This window comes from Actinomadura violacea (assembly GCF_017573465.1).
GTDB lineage: Bacteria > Actinomycetota > Actinomycetes > Streptosporangiales > Streptosporangiaceae > Spirillospora > Spirillospora violacea.
In genome coordinates, this window is sequence record NZ_JAGEPF010000021.1 from 1 (window position 1) to 23,355 (window position 23,355).

The following is a 23,355-nucleotide window of genomic DNA, read 5'->3' on the forward strand; positions in this document are numbered from 1 at the left end:
CCAGCGGCGACGACGGCGGCCGGGACGCGCCGGGCCGCCGACCGGCCGGGGCCGGGGCCGCCGCCGGGGCGGGGCTCGCCGCGGCGGGCTCAGGCTCGGGCGCCGGCGCGGTGGCCGGTTCCGGCTCGGCCGCCGGAGCGGGGGCCGGCTCGGCGGCCTGCTCGCCGGACGCGGGCTCCGGACGGGCGGCGCCCGCCGGGACCACCACGGCGATCGGCGCGCCGATCGCGGCGGTCTCGCCCTCGCCCACGAGGATCTTCTCGAGCACGCCGGCCTCGTAGGCCTCGTACTCCATGACCGCCTTGTCGGTCTCGATGTCCACCAGGACGTCGCCGACCGCCACCTCGTCGCCCGGCTGCTTCTGCCAGGAGCTGATGACGCCCTCCTCCATGGTGTCGGAGAGGCGCGGCATGAGGATCTCGGTCATCGGGCGGGCTCCAGCACGGTCGGCGGGGGTGTGGGGGTCGTCCCCCTTGGGATACGGCCGGTCGCGCGGAGCGTGTCGCGGACGGCGGTGAGCAGGGAGTCTGCGGACGGCAGCGCCGCCGACTCCAGGGACTTGGCGTAGGGCAGCGGCACCTCGGCCATCGCGACGCGGCGGACCGGCGCGTCCAGCCAGTCGAAGGCGCCCTCCTGGATCGTCGCGGCGATCTCCGCGCCGATCCCGTAGGTGAGCCAGTCGTCTTCGGCGACGACCGCGCAGCCGGTCCTGCGGACCGACTCGACGACGGTCGCGCGGTCCAGTGGGCGCAGGCTGCGCAGGTCGACGACCTCGGCGGACACGCCCTCGGCGGCGAGCGTCTCGGCGACCTCGGCGGCGACGCGCGCCATCCGCGAGTAGCCGATGATCGTGATGTCGGTGCCGGGGCGGGTGACCGCGGCGCGGCCGATCTCGGCGGGCTCGATCTCCTCGACCGGCGCCGGCAGCTCGCCCTTGGTGTTGTAGAGGGCGAGGTTCTCCAGGAACAGGACCGGGTCGTCGTCGCGGATCGCGGCCTTCAGCATCGCCGACGCCTCGGCGGGCGTGCTCGGCGCGACGACCTTCAGCCCGGGGATGAACGAGTAGAACAGCTCGACGTTCTGCGAGTGCGTCGCGCCGAGCTGCTGGCCGCCGCCGCCCGGGGTGCGGATCACCATCGGGACGCTGGCCTGGCCGCCGAACATCCCGTAGATCTTGGCGGCGTGGTTGACGATCTGGTCCAGCGCGAGCAGCGAGAAGTTGATCGTCATGATCTCCACGACGGGGCGCAGGCCGAGCATCGCGGCGCCGATCGCGGCGCCGACGAAGCCCTCCTCGGCGATCGGGGTGTCGCGGACCCGCTTCGGCCCGAACTCCTTCAGCAGCCCTTCGGTGATCTTGTAGGAGCCCTCGAAGAGCCCGATCTCCTCGCCCATCAGGAAGACGTTCTCGTCGCGGAGCATCTCCGCGCGCAGCGTGTCCCGGAGCGCCTGGCGGTAAGTGACGGGTGCCATGGAACTGCTCCTCAGGAACTGAATACCGGGTCGGCGGGCAGGCGGCGCAGCTCGCCCGGGACCGGGGTGGCGTAGGTGTAGTCGAACAGCGTGGAGACCTCGGGCGCCGGGCTGTCGTCGGCGAACGCGGCGGCGGCGTCGATCTCGGCGGTGACCTCCGCGTCGAGGCGGTCGCGCTCGTCGTGCGACAGGATCCCCGCCTCCTCCAGCTCCAGCGCCATCCGGGCGAGGGGGTCGGCGGCCTTCAGGGCCTCCTTCTCCTCCTTGGACCGGTAGCGGGCCGGGTCGACGACGGAGTGGCCCTTGAGCCGGGGGCTGGTGGTCTCCAGCAGGTACGGCTTGCTCTCGGCGCGGGCGCGCTCGACGGCGGTGCGCGCGGCGTCGCGGACCGCGACGACGTCGGTGCCGTCCACCCGGACGCTCTCCATCCGGTAGGCGGCGCCGCGGCGGTACAGCTCGGGCTCGGCGGCGGACTGCTCCACGGTGGTGCCCATGCCCAGCCCGTTGTTGATCACTACGAAGACGACCGGGAGGTCCCAGAGGCCGGCGATGTTCAGCGACTCGTGGAACGCGCCGATCGCGGTCGTCCCGTCGCCCATGTGGCACATGACGACCTCGTCGCCGCCCTTGTAGGAGACGGCGAGGGCGGCGCCGGCCGCGAGCGGGACCTGCCCGCCGACGATGCCGTACCCGCCGAGCAGCCGCGCCTCGGCGTCGAACAGGTGCATGGACCCGCCCCAGCCCTTGGACACGCCGGTGGAGCGCCCGTACAGCTCGGCCATCACGCGCTCGGCGCTGATCCCCTTGCCGAGGGCGTAGCCGTGCTCGCGGTAGTTGGTGAACAGGTAGTCGGTGGGGCGCAGCGCGGCCATCAGGCCGACGACGGTCGCCTCCTCGCCGAGGTTCAGGTGGCAGTAGCCCCCGATCTTGGCCTCGGTGTAGGCGCGGGCGGCCCGCTCCTCGAAGCGCCGGATCAGCAGCATCTGGCGGTAGTACCCGACGAGCGTCTCGGCGCTCTCCGCCGGGGCGGCGGGCGCGGCGCCGCCGGCCGCGCCCTCGCGCTGGGCGCCGCTGCGCGCCGGAGCGGCCGTCGGCCCGGAGGCCGTGGTGCCGCGCGCTCTCCGGGTGCGAGCCGGAGCGGCCTTGGTAGCTGACCGGGTGGTCTCAGCCATCGGCGACCTTCCTTAGTCCGGGGGAACGCCGTAGGATCGCCACGACGCTCACCGATCATCATTGATCAATGATCGATCATATTCGAGTCTATCCGGTCGGGCGTCAAGCATCACTTACCGTCGTCCCGTCTAATATTGGCTCCCGTGAACACGCCCGTCCCCGCCCAGCTGCTGCGCACCGGGCTCGCCGACCAGATCCGCGAGTTCATCGTGGAGGGCATCAGCTCGGGACGGTGGGAGCCGGGCGAGCGCATCGTCGAGCGCCGCATCGCGACCGAGCTCGGGGTCAGCCAGGGGCCGGTGCGCGAGGCGCTGCGGCAGCTGGAGGCGCAGCGGCTGATCGAGTCGCTGCCGAACCGGGGCGCCCGCGTCCGCGACTTCACCGAGCAGGACCTCGCCGAGATCTTCCCCGTCCGCGCCGGGCTGGAGCGCACCGCCGCCGAACTCGGGATGGCGCGCATCGCCGGCTGCCTGGACGCGCTGGAGGAGCGCAACCGGCAGCTGAGCGAGGCGGCCCGCGACGGCGACCTGCACCAGCAGATGCGGCTCAGCATCGCCTTCCACCGCGAGATCGTCGAGGCGGCCGGCAACCGGCTGCTGTTCTCGGTGTGGGAGGGCCTCGGCATCGAGCTGTGGACGACGCTGTCGCTGCGGCTGCACCACACCGAGATCTACTCCAAGTCGGCCGAGCACGCCGAGCTGATCGAGGCGTTCCGCCGCCGCGACCCGCAGGCCCCGCAGCTGCTGCACGACCACGTGATGAACTACGCGCCGTAGCGCGCCCGCTCGCCGCGCCCCGTGGGGCGCCCGCTCACTCCTGCTCGCGGTAGGCCTTGGTGAGCTGCGCCTCCGCGTCGTCGAGGTAGGAGCGCAGCTCCGCCTCGGCGGCCCCGGTGTCGCCGCGCTCCAGCAGGTCGTAGAGCCGCCGGTTGCGGGCGAGGTACGGCTCGTGGAACTCGCGCGGCGAGCCCATCTCGTGGAAGACCAGGCGCATCTCGGCCAGCAGGTGCCGGGTCATCTCGTCCACCCGCGGGCTGCCGACCAGCGCGGCGAGCGCCTGGTGGAAGCGGATGTCGGCGGTGCCGACCCGCTCCCAGCGGCCGGCCGCGGCGGCGTCCTCGCCGTCGGCCACCGCGGCCCCGACCCGGGCGAGCGCGCCGTCCGGGGCGGACGGCGCGCACCGCACGCCCTCGCACTCCAGGATCCGGCGGACCCGGTACAGGTCGGCGAGCCCGTCGGCGGTGACGCGGCGGACGAACACGCCGCGGTTGAACTCGTGGACGAGCAGCCGCTCGTTGATGAGCAGCCGGAACGCCTCGCGGATGGTGTTGCGGGAGACCTTGGCGGCGCGGCCGAGGTCCTCCTCGGGGACGCGGTCGCCGGGCGCGAGCCGGCCGTCGGTGATCTGCTCGCGGAGCAGGTGGGCGACGCGGTCGGCGGTGCTGGCGCGGCCGATGCCGTCCCGCGCCGCCGCGATGCTGTCCAGCCACGACTGCTGCGCCGGCATCGGCCCGTCCTCCCCGCGGTGGCGCGGCGCCGCCGGGGCGCGCGCGGAACGTGTGCGCCCCCACCGTATCCCCTTTCGTGGAGGATTCCTCAACAAGGGGATTGATGGATTGTTGAACAATCCTTACGCTGTCGGAAAGCCGAACACCCCGGAAGGGGCAGCGATGACCGAAACGACCCTCGACCACGCGCCGGCCTCCCCGCCCGCCTCGTCCCGCCGCGGCGCCCTCCTCGGCGCCATGTTCCTGATGGCCACCAGCGCCATCGGCCCCGGGTTCATCACCCAGACCACGACCTTCACCGCCAAGCTCGGCGCCGCGATGGCGTTCGCGATCCTGGTGTCGGTCCTCGTGGACATCGCGATCCAGCTCAACGTGTGGCGGATCGTCGGCGTCTCCGGGCGGCGCGCCCAGGACCTCGGCAACTCCGTGGTGCCCGGCGGCGGCTACGCGCTGGCCGCCCTCGACGTCTTCGGCGGCCTGGTGTTCAACATCGGCAACGTCGCCGGCTGCGCGCTCGGGCTGAACGCGCTGCTCGGCCTCGACGTCAAGATCGGCGGCGCGGTGTCCGCGCTGGTCGCGATCGCGGTCTTCCTGATCCGGCGGGCCGGCGTCGCGATGGACCGGATCGTCGTGGTGCTCGGCGCCGTCATGATCGTCATGACGCTGTACGTGGCGGTGAAGTCGGGGCCGCCGCTCGGCGACGCGCTCCGCGAGACCGTCGCGCCCGGGCAGGTCGACTTCCTCGTCATCACCACCCTGATCGGCGGGACGGTCGGCGGCTACATCACCTACGCCGGCGCGCACCGCATGATCGAGACGGGCCTCACCGGGCCCGGCAACGTCCGGGAGATCAACCGCAGCGCGATCACCGGCATCCTCGTCACCGGCGTCATGCGCGTCCTGCTGTTCCTCGCCGTCCTCGGCGTCGTCGCGGGCGGCGTCAAGCTCGCCAAGGACAACCCGGCGCCGTCGGCCTTCCGGCACGCCGCCGGCGAGACCGGGCTGCGGGTGTTCGGCCTGATCATGTGGTCCGCCGCGATCACCTCGGTGATCGGCGCGTCCTACACCTCGGTGTCGTTCCTGGTGTCGTTCTCCGGCTGGATCGAGCGGCACCGCAACCGGCTCGTCGTCGCGTTCATCGTGGTCTCCACCGCGATCTACCTGGCGATCGGCACCACCCCGGCCAAGCTGCTCATCCTCGCCGGCGCGCTGAACGGGCTGATCCTGCCGTTCGGGCTGGCCGTGCTGCTGTGGGTCGCGGCCCGCCGCCGCGACCTGCTCGGCGGCTACCGGTACCCGGCCTGGCTCCTCGCGCTCGGCGTCGCGGCCTGGCTGCTCTCCCTCTACCTCGGCTGGAACTCGCTGTCGGGCATAGAAGACCTGTGGAAGTGAGGGGACGGGTGCGGATCCTGCCGAACGGCGACCGGGCGCTGCTCGTCGAACCGCCCGGCCCGGAGGCGATGCCCGGCCTGTACGCGGCGCTCGCCGCCGACCCGCCGCCCGGCGTCGCCGACATCGTCCCGGCCGCCCGCACCCTCACCCTGCTGCTCGACCCGTCCGCCGACCCCGCCCGGGTCGCCGCCGCCGTGCGCGGCGCGCGGCCCGCCGCGGCGGCCGGGTCCGCGGCGGCCGTCGAGGTCCCCGTCGTCTACGACGGCCCGGACCTCGCCGAGGTCGCCGCGCTCACCGGCCTCACCCCGGACGGCGTCGCCGCCGCCCACACCGGCACCGCGTGGCGGGTCGCGTTCACCGGGTTCGCGCCCGGATTCGGGTACCTGGAAGGAGGCGACCCGCGGCTGGACGTTCCGCGGCGCGGGACGCCGCGGGTCCGGGTCCCGGCGGGCGCGGTCGGGCTCGCGGGCCGCTACAGCGGCGTCTACCCGGTCGGGTCGCCGGGCGGCTGGCAGATCATCGGACGCACGGACGCCGTCCTCTGGGACCTCGACCGCGACCCTCCGGCCCTGCTCAGGCCGGGGGTAAAAGTTCGTTTCGTCCGGAGGGAACCATGAAGCGGGGCCTGGACGTTCTCCGATCAGGACTCCTGGCAACCGTTCAGGATCTGGGACGTCCGGGTCACGCGGCGCTCGGCGTGGGGGTGGCGGGCGCCGCGGACCCGGATTCGTTCCGGCTCGCGAACCGCGCGGCCGGCAATCCCGAGGACGCCGCCGCGATCGAGGTGACCTTCGGCGGGCTGCACGTCCGCTCGCGCGGCGGAGCGTTCGCCGCGGTGACCGGCGCACCCGTCCCGATGACCGTCGACGGCCGCGCCGTCGCGCCCTTCTCCGTCTTCCACGTCCCGGACGGCGCCGAGCTCCGCATGGGCACGCCGTCCACCGGACTGCGCAGCTACCTGGCCGTACGCGGCGGGATCGCGGTCCCGCCCGTCCTCGGGTCCCGCTCCACCGACACGCTGTCCGGCCTCGGCCCCGCCCCGCTCAAGCCCGGCGACCTGCTGCCGGTCGGCCCGCCGCCGCGCGCGCACCCGCTGCTGGACGTCCTGCCGGTCGCGCCGCCGCCCGCGTCCGAGATCGAGCTCCGCGCGATCCCCGGCCCCCGCGCCGACTGGCTCGTCCCGGGGGCCCTGGACGCGCTGTTCGGCGCCCCGTACGCGGTGACCAGCGAGATCGACCGGGTCGGGATGCGGCTCGACGGCCCGCGCCTCGCGCATGCCGGGCGCGGCGAGCTGCCCAGCGAGGGCACCGTGACCGGCGCGCTCCAGGTACCGCCGTCCGGACGGCCCGTGCTGTTCCTCGCCGACCATCCCGTGACCGGCGGCTACCCGGTGATCGCGGTGGTCGTCTCCGCCGACGTCGGGCGCGCCGCGCAGGCGCGCCCCGGGCAGCGGCTGCGGTTCCGGCCGCATCCCGCGCCCCCGCTCGCACGACGACCATCCAGACAGGAGGGACCGTGACGAATCCGATCGACCCGGGCTCGCTCTCCCCGGACCAGGCCAGGGCGCTGTTCCGCGCCGGGCTGCGCGTCCCGACGGCCGGCTGGTGCGCCGGCTGGACGCAGGCGAACCTCATCGCCGTGCCCCGCGACCAGGCCTACGACCTGCTGCTGTTCGCGCAGCGCAACCCCAAGCCGTGCCCCGTGCTGGACGTCACCGAGCCCGGCGCGGTGTCGGCCTCGCTGTTCGCCGGCGACCTGCGCACCGACCTGCCCGGCTACATCGTGTACGAGCACGGCGAACCCGTCGCCGAGGTGCCCGACGTCACCGGGTACTGGCGCGACGACCTGGTGTCCTTCCTGATCGGGTGCAGCTTCACGTTCGAGGACGCGCTGCGCGAGGCGGGCGTCCCGGTCCGGCACATCGAGCAGGGCACCAACGTCCCGATGTACCGGACGAACCGGATGTGCCGCCGCGCCGGCGAGTTCGGCGGGCCGCTGGTGGTGTCGATGCGGCCCGTCCCGGCAGCGCAGATCGCCGACGCGGTCCGCGTCACGGCGCGGTACCCGTCGGTGCACGGGGCGCCCGTGCACGTCGGCGACCCGCTCGAGCTCGGCATCGAGGACCTGGACGCGCCCGACTTCGGCGACCCGGTCGAGGTCCGGGTGGACGAGATCCCGGTGTTCTGGGCGTGCGGGGTGACGCCGCAGGCCGCGGTGATGGCGTCCCGCCCGAAGCTGGCGATCGGCCACGCGCCCGGGCACATGGCGATCACCGACGCCCGCGACTCCCGGTACCTCGTGCCCTGAGTCCGGCATAGGCTTCGTCCATGCCCGAGATCGTCGCCCCCGGCGACCGGCTCGGCGAGCGCTACGTCCTGGAGGCGCCGCTGGGCGCCGGCGGGATGGCCACCGTCTGGCGCGCCACCGACCTCGTCCTGGACCGCGCCGTCGCGGTGAAGGTCCCGGCGGACGGCTGGCCGGACGACCTCGCCCGCCGGCTCCGCCAGGAGGCCAAGGCCGCCGCCGGCCTCGCCCACCCGAGCATCACCGGCGTGTACGACTACGGCGAGGACGAGGTCACGCCGCGGACGGGGCGGTTCGCGCAGCGGCGCCGCGTCCCGTACGTGGTGATGGAGCTGCTCGACGGCGAGACGCTCGCGGCGCGGCTCGCGCGCGGCCCGATGCCCTGGCGGGAGGCGGCCGCGACCGGCGCGCGGATCGCCGACGCGCTGGCCGCCGCGCACGCCGCCGGGATCGTGCACCGCGACATCAAGCCCGCGAACGTGTTCCTGACGCCGGTCGGCGTGAAGGTCCTCGACTTCGGCATCGCGTTCACCGGGACGTCCGGCGGCCCCGTGCTCGGCACCCCCGCCTACGTCGCCCCCGAGCTGCTCACGGGTGTGCGGCCGGCGCCGGCGGCCGACGTCTTCTCGCTCGGCGTCGTGCTGAACCAGGCGCTGACCGGCGGCGCGCCCGCCCCGGCCCTCGGCACGCCGCCGGAGGGCGTCCCCGCCGAGGTCGTGGAGCTGTGCCGCCGCTGCCTGGACGAGGACCCCGGGTCCCGTCCGGCGGCGTCGGAGGCCGCCCGGGTCCTCGCGGACGCGGCCGGCGTCCAGCTCGCGCCCTTCCCGCACGTCCCGCCGGTGCCGGAGCCGGAGCCGGAGGGCGAGCACCATCCGACGCGCGTCCTGGACGAGCCGCCGCCCGGCGCGCCGCACCCGGCGGAACCGGCGGCGCGGCCGTCGGGACGCAAACCGCTGGTCATCGCCGGTGCGGCGGTCGGGGCCGCCGGGCTGGCGGCGCTGCTGATCGGGCTCACGACGCCGGGCTCGTCCGGGTCGCCGGACGCGGCGGACCGCCCGTCGCCGTCCCCGTCCCGGATGGCGCCGACCACGGCGGCCACCGCGTGCACCGTGGCGTACCGCATCGACGGGTCGTGGCCGCAGGGCTTCCAGGCGACGGTGCGGATCACCAACCTCGGGACGGCCGCGATCGACGGCTGGCGGCTCGCCTTCGACCTGCCGGACGGGCAGTCGATCACGCAGCTGTGGAACGGGGGGCAGCAGCAGGACGGCGCGTCGGTGACGGTCACCGCGGCGGACTGGAACCGGTCGATCCCGCCGCACGGGACGGTCGAGTTCGGGTTCCTCGGCAAGCGCGACGGGGGCGGCGGGCGGCCGTCCAGGTTCACCCTGAACGGCGGGGAGTGCCGCTAGCCCGACCGTGTATGGGAGCGCTCCCAGAAAGTTCCCGCAGCTCAGCGGTCATTTTCGACGACCAGGAGCGATCCGGCTATTGTGCGCCGACTTCGCGACGGTTTAGCATCCCGGTCAATCGAAGCGCTTCGACAGCCATCGATACCGACCACCACGATCCCGACCCCCCGGTCCCACCCCCGCGAAGGATCCCCCATGTTCAAGGCAGGCAGGAGCGCGGCGCTGCTCGCCGCCCTCGCCGCCGCGGCCCTGTCGCTTTCCGCCTGTGGCGGCGACGGCGGCGGCTCCGACGGCAAGGTGCTCAAGCTCTGGCACTACGAGGCCCCCGACAGCGCCATGGGCGCCGCGTGGAACGAGGCGATCAAGGAGTTCGAGGCCGCCCACCCCGGCGTCAAGGTGAAGTTCGAGGAGAAGGGCTTCGAGCAGATCCAGAAGACGGCGCCGATGGTCCTCAACTCCAAGGACGCCCCCGACGTCCTGGAGTACAACAAGGGCAACGCGACCGCCGGGATGCTCTCCAAGCAGGGCCTCCTGCAGGACCTCACCCCGGAGGTCACCAAGCGTGGCTGGGACAAGCTCATCAGTCCCGGCGTCCAGGTCACCGCCAAGTACGACGCCAAGGGCACCATGGGCGGCGACAAGTGGTTCGGCGTCCCGAACTACGGCGAATACCTGCAGGTCTACTACAACAAGGACCTGTTCAAGAAGAACGGCGTCCAGATCCCGACGAACTTCGCCGAGCTGACCGCCGCGATGGACAAGTTCGTCGCCAAGGGCGTCACGCCGCTGACGAACGCCGGCGCCGAGTACATGGCGCAGCAGTTCATCTACCAGCTCGCCCTCGACAAGGCGCCCGACCGCTCCTGGGTGGACGCCTACCAGCGCTACACCGCGAAGCCGAACTTCAACGACGCCGCCTGGACCTCCGGCGCCGCCACCTTCGCCGACTGGGTGAAGAAGGGCTACATCGCCAAGAACTCGGTGAGCCAGAAGGCCGAGGACGCGGGCGTCGCGTTCATGAGCGGCAAGTTCCCGATGATGTTCTCCGGGTCCTGGTGGTTCGGCCGGGTCGCCAAGGAGGCCAAGTTCGACTGGGAGACCTCCGTCTGGCCCGGCGCGAAGATGACGCTCGGCTCCAGCGGCAACCTGTGGGTCGTCCCCAAGGGCTCGAAGAACAAGGACCTCGCCTACGACTTCATCGACATCACGATGAAGAAGAAGGTCCAGAACATGCTCGGGAACCTGGGCGGGATCCCCGTCGCGGCCGACGCGTCGGCGATCACCGACCCGAAGGTCAAGAAGCTCACCGACGACTTCACCACGCTCGCGCAGAACAATCAGCTCGCGTACTACCCGGACTGGCCGGTCGCCGGCTTCTATGACGCCTGGGTCGCGCAGGGCCAGAAGATCATGAACGGCACCGCGCCCGGCAGCGCCCTGAGCGCGCTCCAGAAGACCTACGACGACGGCCTGCCGAAGTGACGACGCACCACCAGGCCCGGAAGGGGCGCGGCCCCGCCGCCGCGCCCCGTCCGGACGGCCGGGGGAGGGCGCGCGAGCAGCTCGCCTACCTGCCGTACCTGATCCCCGGGCTGCTGCTGTTCGCCGGCGTCATCGGCGTTCCGTTCCTGATGAACGTCGGGACGAGCTTCACCGACTGGTCCGGCGTCGGCAGCCCGTCCTGGGCCGGCCTCGACAACTACCGGGAGCTGGTGAAGGACGGCGAGTTCTGGGCTTCGTTCCGGCACAACGTCCTGGTCATCATCGGGATGGCGATCGTCCCGACGGCGATCGGGCTGGTGCTGGCCGCCGCCCTGACCGACCTGATCGACCGGCACTTCGGGCCGCGCACCGCGGCGGTCCTGCGCGCCTGCCTCTACCTGCCGCAGGTGCTGCCGGTCGTCATCGCCGGCGTCGTGTGGAGCTGGCTGCTCGCCCCGGACAAGGGCGCGGTGAACACCCTGCTGAAGGACGTCGGCCTCGGCTCGCTCGCGCACGACTGGCTCGGCGACCCGTCCACCGCCCTGTGGTCCGTCCTCGGCGTCATGGTGTGGATGCAGATCGGATTCCCGCTCGTGGTGTTCATGTCGGGGCTCCAGCGCGTCGACCCGTCGCTGTACGAGGCGGCCGAGATCGACGGCGCCACGTGGGCCCGGCGGTTCTGGCACATCACGATCCCGCAGATCCGCCCGGAGATCTTCGTCGTGCTGCTGTGGACGACCATCGCCGCGCTCAAGGCGTTCCCGCAGATCTTCGTGCTGACGAAGGGCGGGCCGGGCGGCGCCACGAACGTCCCGTCGTACTACTCCTACGTCAACTTCTTCGAGAAGTCCGACGTCGGCTACGGCTCGGCGATCGCGACCGTGCTGACGCTCGTCATCATCGCGCTCACCGTCGTCTTCCTGCGGCTGCAAGGACGTGACCTGGGGGAGGAGCGATGACCGCGACGATGACCAAGCCGAGCGCGCCGGCGCGCGAGCGGCGGGGCGCGGCGCGCGGGAAGCGCCGCCGCGGGCCGTCCGCCTACGCGGTGCTGGTGGCGCTGGCCGCGCTGGCCGGGATCATGCTGATCCCGTTCCTGGTGGTGGTGTTCAACGCGCTGAAGACCCCGCAGGAGTACACCTCCAAGGGGCCGCTCGCTCCGCCGTCCGGGTTCAACTTCGACGCGATCCGTGACTTCTGGGACCGCGTCGACTTCGGGCACGTGCTGCTCAACAGCGTGCTGATCAGCGGCTCGGTCGCGGTGCTGGCCGTCCTGCTGTCGGTGTTCAACGCCTACGCGCTCGGGATCGGACGCATCAAGGGCCGCATCTGGGTGCTCGCGCTGCTGCTGCTGGCGAACACGCTGCCGCAGGAGGCGCTGGTCTACCCGCTGTACTACCTGGCGAAGCAGTTCGGCATCTACGACACCCGGCTCAGCGTGATCATCGTGTTCACGGTGGTGCAGAGCGCGTTCGGCACCTACCTGCTGTCGTCGGTGATGTCGGCGTTCCCGCGCCCGCTCCTGGAGGCGGCCCGCATCGACGGGGCGAACCGCTGGCAGGTCCTGTGGCGGGTCGTCGTCCCGGTCGTCCGGCCGACGCTGAGCGTGCTGCTCGTCTTCTTCTTCGTGTGGACGTGGAACGAGTTCCTCATCCCCATGGTCTTCCTCATCTCCAACGAGAACCAGACGGTCTCCGTCGCGCTCGGCGTGCTGCAGGGACAGCGCCTCATGGACGCCACCATGTCCAGCGCAGCCGCGCTCCTCGGCCTCCTCCCGACCGTCGTGTTCTTCCTCGTCTTCCAGCGCACCCTGTCGCGCGGACTCACCGCAGGAGCCATTAAGTAATGAAGTTCAGTGACGGCTACTGGATGATGCGCGAGGGTGTGCACGCCGCTCATCCGGTGGAGGTCCTCGACGTCGCGGAAGGGCCCTGCTCGTTCTCGGTGCAGGCTCCCGTGGAGCGGATCCGGCACCGGGGCGACCTGCTCAAGGGACCGGTGGTGACGGTGGAATGCATGTCGCCCATGCCGGACGTCATCGGCGTCACCATCACCCATTTCGCGGGCGAAAAGCAGCGCGGACCGCAGTTCGAGCTGGCCGCCGAGCCCATCGGGGACGTGCGCATCGACGGCGAGGCGGCGGAACTGACGTCCGGTGCGCTGACCGTGCGGGTGAAGCGCGGCGGGGAATGGGGGATCGACTTCCTCGCGGACGGGCGGCGCCTCACCGGGACGGCGCCGAAGGCGACCGCCGTCATCGACACCGACGACGGCGAGCACTACGTGCGCGAGCAGCTCGACCTCGGCGTCGACCATTTCGTGTACGGGCTCGGCGAGCGGTTCGGGCCGCTGGTGAAGAACGGCCAGTCCGTCGACATCTGGAACGCCGACGGCGGCACCGCCAGCGAGCAGGCGTACAAGAACGTGCCGTTCTACCTGACGAACGCGGGATACGGCGTCTTCGTCGACCATCCCGGGCACGTGTCGTTCGAGGTCGCCTCCGAGGCCGTCGCCCGGACGCAGTTCAGCGTCCGCGGCCAGAAGATGCGGTACTTCGTCATCTACGGGCCGTCGCCGCGGGAGATCCTGCGCAAGTACACGGCGTTGACGGGACGGCCGGCGCGGCTGCCGGACTGGTCGTTCGGGCTGTGGCTGTCCACCTCCTTCACCACCGACTACGACGAGGCGACCGTCTCCTCGTTCATCGACGGGATGGCGGAGCGCGACCTGCCGCTCAGCGTCTTCCATTTCGACTGCTTCTGGATGCGCGAGTTCCAGTGGTGCGATTTCGAATGGGACCCGCGAGTGTTCCCGGACCCGCCGGGAATGCTGCGCAGGCTCAAGGAGCGCGGCCTGCGGATCTGCGTGTGGGTCAACCCCTACATCGGGCAGCGGTCACCGCTGTTCGAGGAGGGCCGCGCCCGCGGCTACCTGCTGACCAGGCCGAACGGCGACGTGTGGCAGTGGGACAAGTGGCAGCCCGGCCTCGCGGTCGTCGACTTCACCAATCCCGAGGCGCGCGACTGGTACGCGGCGAAGCTCGAAGCGCTGCTCGACATGGGCGTCGACTGCTTCAAGACCGACTTCGGCGAGCGCATCCCGACCGACGTCGTCTACCACGACGGCTCCGACCCGGAACGCGCGCACAACTACTACACCTACCTCTACAACCAGACCGTTTTCGAACTGCTGCGCAAGAAGCGCGGGGACGCCGAGGCGGTGGTGTTCGCCCGCTCGGCGACGACCGGCGGGCAGCGTTTCCCGGTGCACTGGGGCGGCGACTGCGAATCGACGTTCGAGGCGATGGGGGAGAGCCTGCGCGGCGGCCTTTCCCTCGGCCTGTCGGGGTTCGGCTACTGGAGCCACGACATCGGCGGCTTCGAGGGGACGCCCGACCCGGCGCTGTTCAAGCGCTGGATCGCGTTCGGGATGCTGTCCTCGCACAGCCGGCTGCACGGCAGCCATTCCTACCGGGTGCCGTGGCTGTTCGACGAGGAGTCGGTGGACGTCCTGCGCGACTTCACCCAGCTGAAGATGCGGCTGATGCCCTACCTTTCCGGGGCGGCGCGGCAGGCGTACGGCGAGGGCGTGCCGATGATGCGGGCGATGGTCCTGCAGTTCCCCGGCGACCCGGCCTGCACGCATCTCGAACGCCAGTACATGCTCGGCGACGACCTGCTCGTCGCACCCGTCTTCTCGTCCGATGGCGACGTCTCCTACTACGTCCCGGACGGCGTGTGGACGCATTACCTCACCGGTGAACGCGTGCACGGCGGCCGGTGGGTGAAGGAACGGCACGGATTCGACAGCGTCCCATTGCTGGTGCGTCCCGGTGCGGTCATTCCCGAAGGCGCGGTGGACGACCGTCCCGACTACGACCACGCCGACGGCGTGACGCTGCGCGTCTACGAACCGTCCGACGGAATGAACGTCCTCACGCAGATCGACGGCACGTCGTTCACCACGGTGCGGAACGGTGCCACGCTGCGGGTGTCGGGTGCGGGCGCATGGAACGTTCTTCTGGTGAATGCAGGCGTCACGGCGGTGGAGGGAGGCGAGACGTCCTACCATCCGCACGGGGTCCTGATAAAGGCGGCCGGTGACGAACTCGTCATCACCCTGGAAGAGGAGAACTGATGGGCTTCCCGGAGGGGTTCCTGTGGGGCGCGGCGACCGCGTCCTACCAGATCGAAGGGGCCGCCGATGAGGACGGGCGCACACCGTCCATCTGGGACGCCTTCAGCCGGACGCCGGGCAAGGTGCTGAACGGCGACACCGGCGACGTCGCCACCGACCATTACCACCGCTGGAAAGAGGACGTCGCGTCAATGGCGCGGCTGGGAATCGGCGCCTACCGGTTCTCCATCTCGTGGTCGCGCGTCCTGCCCGAGGGGAGGCCGAACCAGAAGGGCTTCGACTTCTACTCGCGGCTCGTCGACGAGCTCCTCGACCACGGCATCGCGCCCGTCGCGACCCTCTACCACTGGGACCTCCCGCAGGAACTGGAGGAGGCGGGCGGCTGGCCGGAGCGCGACACCGCCCGCCGCTTCGCCGACTACGCCGAACGCGCCGGCCGCGTCCTCGGCGACCGCGTCGACACCTGGACGACGCTGAACGAGCCGTGGTGCTCGGCGTTCCTCGGGTACGCGGCGGGCGTCCACGCGCCCGGCCGCACCGACCCGGCGGACGCGCTCGCCGCCGCCCACCACCTCAACCTCGCGCACGGCCTGGCGGTGCGGGCGCTGCGCGGCGTCGTGGCGCCGACCGCCCGGCACTCGGTCACCCTCAACCTGCACCACCTGCGCGGGGACGCCGAGGCGGTCCGGCGCGCCGACGCCGTCGCCAACCGGGTCTTCCTCGACCCGATGCTCGGCCGCGGCTACCCCGCCGACCTGCTCGACGACACCGCCGCCGTCACCGACTGGGCGTTCGTCCGCGACGGCGACGCCGACGTGATCGCCGCGCCGATCGACGTCCTCGGCGTCAACTACTACGCGCCGACGCTCGTCCGCGGGTGGGACGGGACGTCGCCGCGCGAGAACGACGACGGCCACAAGCAGGGCGCCGCCACCCCGTTCGTCGGCTGCGAGGGCCTGGAGTTCGTGAGGCAGCCCGGCCCGTACACGGCGATGGGCTGGCCGATCGACGCCTCCGGCCTGGAGGAGCTGCTGCTGCGGCTGCACCGCGAGTACCCGGACGTCCCGCTGATGATCACCGAGAACGGCGCCGCGTTCGACGACGAGCCGGCGCCGGACGGCCGGATCCGCGACGACCGCCGCATCGCCTACCTGCGCGACCACCTCGCCGCCGCCGAACGCGCCTGCGACGCCGGCGTCGACCTGCGCGGATACTTCGCCTGGTCGCTGCTCGACAACTTCGAATGGGCCTACGGCTACGACCGCCGCTTCGGCCTGATCCGCGTCGACTACCCGACCGGCGAGCGCACCTGGAAGGACAGCGCGTTCTGGTACCGCGACGCGATCGCCGCGGCGCGCGCCGCGGGCGCGCCGGCCTCGGAGGCGCGGTGAACCGGTCCGTCGTCAAGATCACCGATGTGGCGCGGCACGCCGGGGTGTCCCCGAGCACGGTGTCCTACGTGCTGAGCGGCAAGCGGACGATCTCCGAGGAGACCCGGCGGCGCGTCCGCGCCAGCATCCGCGAGCTCGGCTACCGCCCGCACGCCGGCGCCCGCGCCCTCGCCAGCAGCCGCTCCAACGTCCTCGCCCTGATGATCCCGCTGCGCTCCGGGATCGCGGTGCCCGTCGTCATGCAGTTCGCGATGTCGGTGGTGACCGCCGCGCGCCGGCACGACCACGACGTCCTGCTGCTGACCCAGGAGGAGGGCGAGGACGGCCTGCGCCGCGTCGCCGACAGCGCGCTCGTGGACGCCCTCATCGTCATGGACGTCCAGATGGAGGACCCGCGGCTGCCGCTGCTGCGCACCCTGGACCGGCCGAGCGTGCTCATCGGCTTCCCCGCCGACGCCGGGGACCTGACCTGCATCGACCTGGACTTCCACGCGGCCGGCGCGGTCTGCGTGGAGCACCTGGCCGGGCTCGGGCACCGCGAGGTCGCGCTGATCGGCTCGCCGCCCGAGGTCTACGCGCGGCGGACCGGGTTCGCGCAGCGGGTCGCGGACGGGTTCGGCGCGGCCGTCCGCGAGCACGGCCTCACCGGCGGCGTCCACCCGTGCGAGGCGACCCCGGAGGCGGCGCGCGCGCTGGTCGCTCGGCTGCTCGCCGAGCGTCCCGGGCTGACCGGGATCCTCGTCCACAACGAGCCGGTCGTCGACACGGTCGTGCGGGCCCTGCGTGCGAACGGCCGCGCCGTCCCGCACGACGTGTCGGTCGTGGCGATCTGCCCGGACGAGATGGCCGAGCACGCCGAACCGGCGCTGTCGTGCGTCGCGATCCCCGCGCAGGAGGTGGGCGGCCGCGCCGTCGAGCTGCTCATGGGCAAGATCGAGGGCGAGGCCGTCCCCGCCGCGACGCTGCTGCCGCCGACCCTGACCCCGCGCGCGAGTTCCGCCCCGGCACCGCGCTGACCACGCCGCACTGACTACGCCGCACTGACCGCCCCGCCCCGCCGGACCTGAAGGAGGCATGCGCCCGGGCCCGCGCGGCCCGATCGTCGAAGCGCTTCGACACGCCTGCTCGGGGGACGAAACACAGAGGAGAACAGGTGCACACCACCCGCCCCACCCCCCGTTTCCCCGCCCGGCGCCGCCGGGCCCTGTCGCTGGCCGTGGCCGCCGTGATCGCGGCCCCGGCCGCCTGGACGGCGGTCCCCGCCGCCTCGGCCGCCGAGACCTACCCGTTCCGCGATCCGCGGCTGTCGGTCGACGCCCGCGTCAAGGACCTGCTCGGGCGGCTCACCACCGACGAGAAGGTCTCCCTGCTGCACCAGTACGAGCCGGCGATCCCGCGCCTCGGGATCAAGCGGTTCAAGACCGGCACCGAGGCGCTGCACGGCGTCGCGTGGTCCACCGACATCAACGCGTCCGGCGCCGTCCGGACCGCGCGGGGCACGGTGTTCCCGCAGTCGGTCGGCCTCGGCGCCACCTGGGACCCGGCGCTGATGAAGCAGATCGGCTCCGCGGTCGGCGACGAGGCCCGCGGCTACAACACCATCGACCCGGACGTGTGGGGCCTGCAGCTGTGGGCGCCCGTCGTCAACCTGCTGCGCGACCCGCGCTGGGGCCGCAACGAGGAGGGCTACTCCGAGGACCCCCTCCTCACCGGCCTGCTCGCCACCGCCTACGGCAAGGGCATGCAGGGCGACGACCCCGACCACCTCAAGGCCGCGCCCGTCCTCAAGCACTACCTCGCCTACAACAACGAGATCCGCCGCGACCAGACGTCGTCCAGCGTGCGGCCGCGCGTGCTGAAGGAGTACGACGAGGTCCCGTTCAAGCTGCCGCTTCAGCAGGACGCGGCGACCGGTCTGATGACCTCCTACAACCTGGTCAACGGACGCCCGGCGACGGCGTCGCCGCTGGTCAACGACGCACGCAAGTGGAGCAGCAAGACCCTGCTCAACGTCACCGACGCGGGCGCGCCCAACAACCTCGTCGGCTCCGAGCAGTACTACCCGGACCTGCCCACCGGCGACGCCGCCACCATCAAGGCCGGCGTCGACAGCTTCACCACCGACGACACGAACTCCTCGATCACCGTCAACGCGGTCAAGACGGCCCTGTCCAAGGGCCTGCTCAGCGAGGCCGACCTCGACCGCGCGGTCGGGGACATCCTCAGCGTGCGCGTCCGGCTCGGCGAGTTCGACCCGGGCGGCGGGAAGTACGGGAAGATCACCAAGGACGTCATCGACAGCCCCGCCCACCGCGCCCTCGAACGCAAGGCCGCGACCGAGCAGATGGTGCTGCTGAAGAACCAGAACAAGGCGCTGCCGCTGTCGTCCGGCAAGAAGGTCGCCGTCGTCGGCCCGCTCTCCAACACCCTCTACACCGACTGGTACTCCGGCTCGCTGCCGTACAAGGTGACGCCGCTGGACGGCATCAAGGCCAAGGCCGGCGCCGCCAACGTCGCGTCCAGCGAGGGCGTCGACCGCATCGCCCTCAAGGACGTGAAGACCGGCAAGTACGTGGCGGGCGGGACGACCGCCGCCGGTGCCGTCCTCAAGACGGGCCCGACCACCGCCGACGCCTCCACCCAGTTCGACGTGTTCGACTGGGGCCAGGGCGTCGTCACCCTGCGCAGCGCCGCCAACGGCAAGACCGTCGGCATCCACTCCGGCAACACCTTCGCTAACGACCAGGACCAGCCGAACGGCTGGTTCGTGCAGCAGATGTTCAAGCTGGAGAAGCAGGGCGACGGCAACTACCTCCTCCGCTACGCCGGCTACGAGAAGGCCTACGACTGGGCCGACCCGACCAAGATCTACGTGAAGGTCCAGGGCGACGGCACGCTCGTCCTCACCACCAAGGACGACGCCAGCGCGTTCGCCAAGGACGTCGTCAGCAGCGGCGTCGACTCCGCCGTCAAGGCCGCGGCCGGCGCCGACACCGCCGTCGTCGTGGTCGGCAGCATGCCGTTCATCAACGGCCGCGAGGACCACGACCGCACCACGACGGCCCTCGCCGAAGGCCAGGAAGAGCTCATCAGGGCCGTCCGCAAGGCCAACCCGAACACGGTCGTCGTCGTGGAGAACAGCTACCCGACGACCCTCACCTGGGAGCAGGCGAACGTCCCGGCCGTCCTGTGGACGAGCCACGCCGGCGCCGAGACCGGCAACGCCCTCGCCTCCGTCCTGTTCGGCGACGAGAGCCCGTCCGGGAGGCTGCCGCAGACCTGGTACGCCTCCGAGAGCGACCTTCCCGACATCCTCGACTACGACATCATCAAGTCCGACCGCACCTACCTCTACTACAAGGGCAAGCCGCTCTACCCGTTCGGCTACGGCCTCACCTACACGACGTTCCGCTACGGCAAGCCGAAGCTCAGCAGCCACTCGCTGGCCGGCGGCAGGACGCTGACCGTCACCGTCCCGGTCACCAACACCGGCAAGCGGGCCGCGGACGAGGTCGTCCAGCTCTACACGCACCAGCGGACGTCCCGCGTGAAGCAGCCCGTCGAGCAACTGCGCGCCTTCCAGAAGGTCCACCTGGCGCCCGGCAAGACCGCCTCGGTCACGCTCCACGTGAAGGCGTCCGACCTCGCGACCTGGGACGTCACCCGCAACAAGTGGACGCTGGAGACGTCCAAGCAGGACGTCCTCATCGGCTCCTCGTCGACCGACATCCGGCAGCGCACAACGGTCGAGGTCCACGGCGAGCGCATCCCCGCCCGCGACCTGACGCACCCGACCCGCGCCGCCGACTTCGACGACCAGAACGCCGTCCAGCTCGTCGACGAGTCCAAGGCCGCGGGCGACGCGGTCGCCGGCTCCGCGAACTCGTGGATCGCCTTCAAGGACTCCGCCCTGAAGAACGGCACCCTCACCCTCCGCGCGGCCAAGGAGTCCGCCGGGAACGCGACGGTCCAGGTGCACCTGGACAGCCCGACCGGCCCTCTCGCCGCGACGCTCGCCGTCCCGTCCACCGGCGACAAGTACGCCTACAAGGACGTGGCGGCCGCCCTGCACGCCACCGGCCGCCACGACCTCTACCTCGTCTTCACCGGCGAGGCCCGCCTGTCCACCCTCACCCTCCGCTGAGAACCCGGCCCCGCCCCGGCCCGTCCGGGGCGGGGCCTGTCATGTGGCGGGGAGGGCTTGCGCCCTGAGGTTAATTGCATTAACTTGAAGTTAATGAGATTAACCGAGCAAGGGGAGAGTGACATGGCCTCCATCACCGCCGCGCCGCGCACGGGACTGCTGAGCGTTCCCGCCCTCGCCGGAGCCGGGTTCCTGGTCTCGTGGGCGGCCGGGCTGTCGGTTCCGGTGCCTGCGCCCGGGTTCGGCGCGAGCGGGAGCGAGATCGTCCGCGAGTGTGCCGGGCACGGAGGCGCGCTGGTGGCGCAGTTCCTGCTCACCGAAGGGCTGCCCGCGATCGCGCTCGCGCTCGTCCCGCTCGCCATCGGACGGGCGGCACGGTGGTCGCGCGCCGGGCGGATCGCGGCGGGCGCCGGGCTGGTCGCGGCGGTCATCTCGCTGGTCCAGTTCGCGATCGGGCTGGGGCTGGTCGCCACGTCGTCGCCGGGAACCGCGCACGCCCTGCTGGAGGCGCTCAACCGCGCGGACGGCGTCAAGATGTTCTTCCTCGCCGCGGTCGGGGCCGCGGGCGCGCTGGCCGGGGTGCTTCCGCGGTGGCTGAGGTACGCCGGGTTCGCGTTGGCCGTGGCCATCGCCGGTTCGGGGATCGGGTACGCGCTGCTGCTCAGCGGTATGGCTACCCTGGCGTACGTGTCGCTGCCCCTGCTGATCCTCTTCGTCGCCGGCTCCGGTATCGCCCTCGGACGGAGGGCCTAGGGGATGCCGCGCGCGGGACTGACGCCGGCACGGGTCGTCGAGGCGGCCGCGGACGTCGCGGACGAGGCGGGCCTCGAAAGGCTCACCCTCGCCGCGGTCGCGAAGCGGTGCGGGGTGTCGCTGCCCGGGCTGTACAAGCACGTCGACGGGCTGGACGCCGTCAAGCGCGGCATCGCGATGCTGGCCGTGGAGGAGATGACGGTGCGGCTCGCGGCGGCCGTCGCGGGCGTCACCGGGCGGGAGGCGCTCGCGGAGCTGTCGGGCGCGTACCGCGCCTACGCCGCCGCGCATCCCGGCCGGTACGCCGCGAGCGTGCGGGCGCCGGCGCCCGGCGACGCGGAGCACGACGCGGTCTCCGACCGGGCGATCGCGGTCATCGCGGCCGCGTTCAAGGGCTACCGGCTGGAGGGCGGCGACCTGGTCCACGCGATCCGGATGTGGCGGATCGCGTGCCACGGGTTCGCGTCGCTCGAGCGCGACGCGGCCTTCGGCCGCCCCGAGTCGCTGGACGAGACCTTCGCCCGCCTGATCGACGCCCTCGACGCCTCCTTCGTCTAACCGCGCAGGTGCTCGGGGAGAGTGTCGGGGCGGCGTAGGTGGTGGGTCACGTCGCCGACGAGTTCCAGGGTGATGCGGCGTTCGGCGAAGCGCCACTCGCCGTCGTGGAGTTCGAAGCGGTCGTCGTAGCGGCCAGCGCAGATCGCCTGGAAGGGCAGGTCGGGGGTGGCCTGCATGACCGTGAAGTACGACCTGGCCGTGGCGGCCGGGCCGTCCAGCTCGATGGCGACGTTCGTGGTGACGTGCTTGGTGCGGGGCGTGCCGTCGTCGTAGACGATGATCGTCTTCTCGAACATCCGCGCCACCGCGCCGCCGGTCAGGGCGCCGCCGCTGCCGGCGAACTCGCCGTGCGCGAACAGCGCGGCGATCGCCGCGAAGTCGCCGCGGTCGACGGCCTCGGCGTAGGCGAAGATCAGGTTCCGGACGGCCTGGTCGGCCGGGAGGGCGTCGGGCATGCGGGGTCTCCTGACGGTGGGACGTCCGGCCATTCAAGCCGCGGCGCGGTGGGCCCCGTGGAACGGTCCCGCTCGGCGGGACTCAGGAGCAGGCGCGCACGTGCAGGTCGTGGACCTCGGCCTCCAGCGCGGGGACGGGCCCGTCCACCCGGATGCCGGGCACCACGTCCTGGATCGGGATCGCGCTGACCGGCGACGGCGGCACGCCCAGCGCCGCCCGCCACGCCCCCACCTGCGCGGACGAGTGGACGTAGACGATGCGGCCGAGGCCGACCCAGCCGTGCGCGGCCGAGCACATCGGGCAGTGCTCGCCGGAGGTGTAGACGACGGCGGCGGCGCGCTCGTCCGGCGCCATGTTCCCGGCGGCCCAGCGCGCGACCTCGAACTCGGGGTGCCGGGTCTGGTCGCCGCCGGCGGTGCGGTTGCGATCCTCGAACAGGACCTCCCCGGACGCCGAGACCAGCACGGTGCCGAACGGCTCGTCCCCGCCGTCCAGCGCCTCGGCGGCCAGCGCGACGGCGCGCCGCAGGTGGGCCAGCTCTTCTTCGGTCGGTTCGTACCCCATGGTCCTCGTCTCCGCGCCGGTCATGCCGAAGACGATCATACGCCGGGCGGCGCGGCTCCGGTCAGCCCGCCGCGGCCGGCGGCGGGCCGAGGATCTCGATGCGGTGCCGGGCGGCGGCGTGCCCGAGGGCGGCCGGGTCGAGCGGCGCGGGGTCGGGGAGCCGGTGCTCCGCGGCGGGCTCGCCGACCTCGGCCGCGAAGTCCTCGAAGCCGGACGGGGTGGTGATCTGCAGGGCGCGCAGCGGCTCGCCGGGACCGACGGCGAAGGTGTGCGGCAGGCCCGCGGGCAGGTGAACGAAGTCGCCGGGGCCGGCGGCGAGGACGTCGCCGTCGCAGTGGAAGCGGACCATGCCGGACAGGACGTAGAACAGCTCGTCCTCGACGAGGTGCCGGTGGAGCGGCGGGGCGAAGCCGGGCGGGTTGAGGAACTCGGCGACGGTGAGCCTGCCGTGGGTCTCGGCTCCCGCCGCCTTGACGGTGACGAGGTTCCCGAGGAACCACAGCGCGTCGCCCTCGCCCTGGTGGCGGAGGTAGGGGCGGATCGGAGCGGTCGGGGTCATGACCGCCTCCTTTGAAGAGACAGCGTCTATTGAATATTGTGATGGTAAGT

22 protein-coding genes are annotated in these 23,355 nt (G+C 72.3%); 15 read left to right on the plus strand and 7 right to left on the minus strand.

Going from position 1 to position 23,355, the window contains the following annotated elements:
- From J4709_RS31960 to pdhA, 3 genes are all read right to left on the minus strand, one after another.
- Positions 1-427: lipoyl domain-containing protein (locus J4709_RS31960; protein WP_208246264.1), on the minus strand; the 427-nt coding region annotated here is incomplete at its 3' end.
- Positions 424-1,473 (minus strand): alpha-ketoacid dehydrogenase subunit beta, encoded by a 1,050-nt coding sequence (locus tag J4709_RS31965; protein ID WP_208246266.1) that lies wholly within the window; start codon positions 1,471-1,473, stop codon positions 424-426. The genes J4709_RS31960 and J4709_RS31965, both read right to left, overlap by 4 nt.
- Positions 1,474-1,484: 11 nt before the next feature.
- Positions 1,485-2,645: a pyruvate dehydrogenase (acetyl-transferring) E1 component subunit alpha gene (gene pdhA, locus J4709_RS31970; RefSeq protein WP_208246268.1), complete on the minus strand. Its 1,161-nt coding sequence runs from the start codon at positions 2,643-2,645 to the stop codon at positions 1,485-1,487.
- Between the two features lie 144 nt (positions 2,646-2,789).
- On the opposite strand from pdhA, the gene J4709_RS31975 reads away from it, so the two are divergent.
- The gene (locus J4709_RS31975; protein WP_246342808.1) at positions 2,790-3,422 is read left to right on the plus strand and encodes a GntR family transcriptional regulator; all 633 of its coding nucleotides are present in this window, start codon (positions 2,790-2,792) and stop codon (positions 3,420-3,422) included.
- A gap of 34 nt (positions 3,423-3,456) precedes the next feature.
- Here J4709_RS31975 and J4709_RS31980 read toward each other — a convergent pair whose 3' ends face one another.
- On the minus strand, positions 3,457-4,152 hold the full coding sequence (locus J4709_RS31980) for a GntR family transcriptional regulator (protein WP_208246270.1): 696 nt from the start codon (positions 4,150-4,152) through the stop codon (positions 3,457-3,459).
- Positions 4,153-4,315: 163 nt separating this feature from the next.
- Here J4709_RS31980 and J4709_RS31985 point away from each other — a divergent pair, with 163 nt between their 5' ends.
- The 14 genes from J4709_RS31985 to J4709_RS32050 all read left to right on the plus strand — a co-directional run bounded on the left by J4709_RS31985 (position 4,316) and on the right by J4709_RS32050 (position 21,726).
- The gene (locus J4709_RS31985; protein WP_208246272.1) at positions 4,316-5,545 is read left to right on the plus strand and encodes an NRAMP family divalent metal transporter; all 1,230 of its coding nucleotides are present in this window, start codon (positions 4,316-4,318) and stop codon (positions 5,543-5,545) included.
- Positions 5,546-5,553: 8 nt separating this feature from the next.
- Positions 5,554-6,162: a 5-oxoprolinase subunit B family protein gene (locus J4709_RS31990; protein WP_208246631.1), complete on the plus strand. Its 609-nt coding sequence runs from the start codon at positions 5,554-5,556 to the stop codon at positions 6,160-6,162.
- Positions 6,159-7,064 carry a 5-oxoprolinase subunit C family protein gene (locus J4709_RS31995; RefSeq protein WP_208246274.1) on the plus strand — a complete coding sequence of 302 codons (906 nt, stop codon included), beginning with the start codon at positions 6,159-6,161 and terminating at the stop codon, positions 7,062-7,064. Before J4709_RS31990 ends, J4709_RS31995 begins: the two co-directional genes overlap by 4 nt.
- Complete coding sequence (locus J4709_RS32000) at positions 7,061-7,852, plus strand: putative hydro-lyase (protein ID WP_208246277.1); 792 nt, start codon at positions 7,061-7,063, stop codon at positions 7,850-7,852. Before J4709_RS31995 ends, J4709_RS32000 begins: the two co-directional genes overlap by 4 nt.
- A 20-nt stretch (positions 7,853-7,872) precedes the next feature.
- On the plus strand, positions 7,873-9,261 hold the full coding sequence (locus J4709_RS32005; RefSeq protein WP_208246279.1) for a protein kinase domain-containing protein: 1,389 nt from the start codon (positions 7,873-7,875) through the stop codon (positions 9,259-9,261).
- Positions 9,262-9,456: 195 nt separating this feature from the next.
- Positions 9,457-10,743 (plus strand): ABC transporter substrate-binding protein, encoded by a 1,287-nt coding sequence (locus tag J4709_RS32010; protein ID WP_208246281.1) that lies wholly within the window; start codon positions 9,457-9,459, stop codon positions 10,741-10,743.
- Positions 10,740-11,702 (plus strand): carbohydrate ABC transporter permease, encoded by a 963-nt coding sequence (locus J4709_RS32015; protein ID WP_307801715.1) that lies wholly within the window; start codon positions 10,740-10,742, stop codon positions 11,700-11,702. Before J4709_RS32010 ends, J4709_RS32015 begins: the two co-directional genes overlap by 4 nt.
- Complete coding sequence (locus J4709_RS32020; RefSeq protein WP_232384359.1) at positions 11,699-12,589, plus strand: carbohydrate ABC transporter permease; 891 nt, start codon at positions 11,699-11,701, stop codon at positions 12,587-12,589. Before J4709_RS32015 ends, J4709_RS32020 begins: the two co-directional genes overlap by 4 nt.
- A complete protein-coding gene (yicI, locus tag J4709_RS32025) occupies positions 12,589-14,880 on the plus strand; it encodes an alpha-xylosidase (RefSeq protein ID WP_208246283.1) in 2,292 nt (763 codons plus the stop codon). Before J4709_RS32020 ends, yicI begins: the two co-directional genes overlap by 1 nt.
- Positions 14,880-16,271 (plus strand): GH1 family beta-glucosidase, encoded by a 1,392-nt coding sequence (locus J4709_RS32030; protein ID WP_208246285.1) that lies wholly within the window; start codon positions 14,880-14,882, stop codon positions 16,269-16,271. The genes yicI and J4709_RS32030 overlap by 1 nt, the downstream gene beginning before the upstream one ends.
- The gene (locus tag J4709_RS32035; protein WP_208246287.1) at positions 16,268-17,287 is read left to right on the plus strand and encodes a LacI family DNA-binding transcriptional regulator; all 1,020 of its coding nucleotides are present in this window, start codon (positions 16,268-16,270) and stop codon (positions 17,285-17,287) included. The genes J4709_RS32030 and J4709_RS32035 overlap by 4 nt, the downstream gene beginning before the upstream one ends.
- A gap of 137 nt (positions 17,288-17,424) precedes the next feature.
- Positions 17,425-20,415, plus strand: coding sequence for a glycoside hydrolase family 3 protein (locus J4709_RS32040; protein ID WP_307801717.1), 2,991 nt, complete (start codon positions 17,425-17,427; stop codon positions 20,413-20,415).
- A 123-nt stretch (positions 20,416-20,538) separates the two neighbouring features.
- A complete protein-coding gene (locus J4709_RS32045) occupies positions 20,539-21,168 on the plus strand; it encodes a hypothetical protein (RefSeq protein WP_208246289.1) in 630 nt (209 codons plus the stop codon).
- 3 nt (positions 21,169-21,171) lie between these two features.
- A complete protein-coding gene (locus tag J4709_RS32050) occupies positions 21,172-21,726 on the plus strand; it encodes a TetR-like C-terminal domain-containing protein (protein WP_208246291.1) in 555 nt (184 codons plus the stop codon).
- Here the strand turns inward: J4709_RS32050 and J4709_RS32055 are convergent.
- The 3 genes from J4709_RS32055 to J4709_RS32065 all read right to left on the minus strand — a co-directional run bounded on the left by J4709_RS32055 (position 21,723) and on the right by J4709_RS32065 (position 23,305).
- On the minus strand, positions 21,723-22,181 hold the full coding sequence (locus J4709_RS32055) for a nuclear transport factor 2 family protein (protein ID WP_208246293.1): 459 nt from the start codon (positions 22,179-22,181) through the stop codon (positions 21,723-21,725). The genes J4709_RS32050 and J4709_RS32055 overlap by 4 nt on opposite strands.
- 82 nt (positions 22,182-22,263) lie before the next feature.
- Entirely contained in the window at positions 22,264-22,770 is a 507-nt protein-coding gene (locus J4709_RS32060) for a nucleoside deaminase (protein WP_232384360.1), read from the minus strand.
- A 37-nt stretch (positions 22,771-22,807) separates the two neighbouring features.
- Entirely contained in the window at positions 22,808-23,305 is a 498-nt protein-coding gene (locus tag J4709_RS32065) for a quercetin 2,3-dioxygenase (RefSeq protein ID WP_208246295.1), read from the minus strand.
- Positions 23,306-23,355: the final 50 nt, after the last annotated feature.

Bases quoted from the DNA above. Each gene is read 5' to 3' on its own strand.
- yicI (WP_208246283.1), top strand. From the start codon at position 12,589: ATGAAGTTCAGTGACGGCTACTGGATGATGCGCGAGGGTGTGCACGCC.
- J4709_RS32060 (WP_232384360.1), bottom strand. From the start codon at position 22,770: ATGACCGGCGCGGAGACGAGGACCATGGGGTACGAACCGACCGAAGAA.
- J4709_RS31980 (WP_208246270.1), bottom strand. From the start codon at position 4,152: ATGCCGGCGCAGCAGTCGTGGCTGGACAGCATCGCGGCGGCGCGGGAC.
- J4709_RS32020 (WP_232384359.1), top strand. From the start codon at position 11,699: ATGACCGCGACGATGACCAAGCCGAGCGCGCCGGCGCGCGAGCGGCGG.
- J4709_RS32045 (WP_208246289.1), top strand. From the start codon at position 20,539: ATGGCCTCCATCACCGCCGCGCCGCGCACGGGACTGCTGAGCGTTCCC.
- J4709_RS32010 (WP_208246281.1), top strand. From the start codon at position 9,457: ATGTTCAAGGCAGGCAGGAGCGCGGCGCTGCTCGCCGCCCTCGCCGCC.
- J4709_RS31965 (WP_208246266.1), bottom strand. From the start codon at position 1,473: ATGGCACCCGTCACTTACCGCCAGGCGCTCCGGGACACGCTGCGCGCG.
- J4709_RS32005 (WP_208246279.1), top strand. From the start codon at position 7,873: ATGCCCGAGATCGTCGCCCCCGGCGACCGGCTCGGCGAGCGCTACGTC.
- pdhA (WP_208246268.1), bottom strand. From the start codon at position 2,645: ATGGCTGAGACCACCCGGTCAGCTACCAAGGCCGCTCCGGCTCGCACC.
- J4709_RS31985 (WP_208246272.1), top strand. From the start codon at position 4,316: ATGACCGAAACGACCCTCGACCACGCGCCGGCCTCCCCGCCCGCCTCG.
- J4709_RS31995 (WP_208246274.1), top strand. From the start codon at position 6,159: ATGAAGCGGGGCCTGGACGTTCTCCGATCAGGACTCCTGGCAACCGTT.
- J4709_RS32065 (WP_208246295.1), bottom strand. From the start codon at position 23,305: ATGACCCCGACCGCTCCGATCCGCCCCTACCTCCGCCACCAGGGCGAG.
- J4709_RS32030 (WP_208246285.1), top strand. From the start codon at position 14,880: ATGGGCTTCCCGGAGGGGTTCCTGTGGGGCGCGGCGACCGCGTCCTAC.
- J4709_RS32055 (WP_208246293.1), bottom strand. From the start codon at position 22,181: ATGCCCGACGCCCTCCCGGCCGACCAGGCCGTCCGGAACCTGATCTTC.
- J4709_RS32050 (WP_208246291.1), top strand. From the start codon at position 21,172: ATGCCGCGCGCGGGACTGACGCCGGCACGGGTCGTCGAGGCGGCCGCG.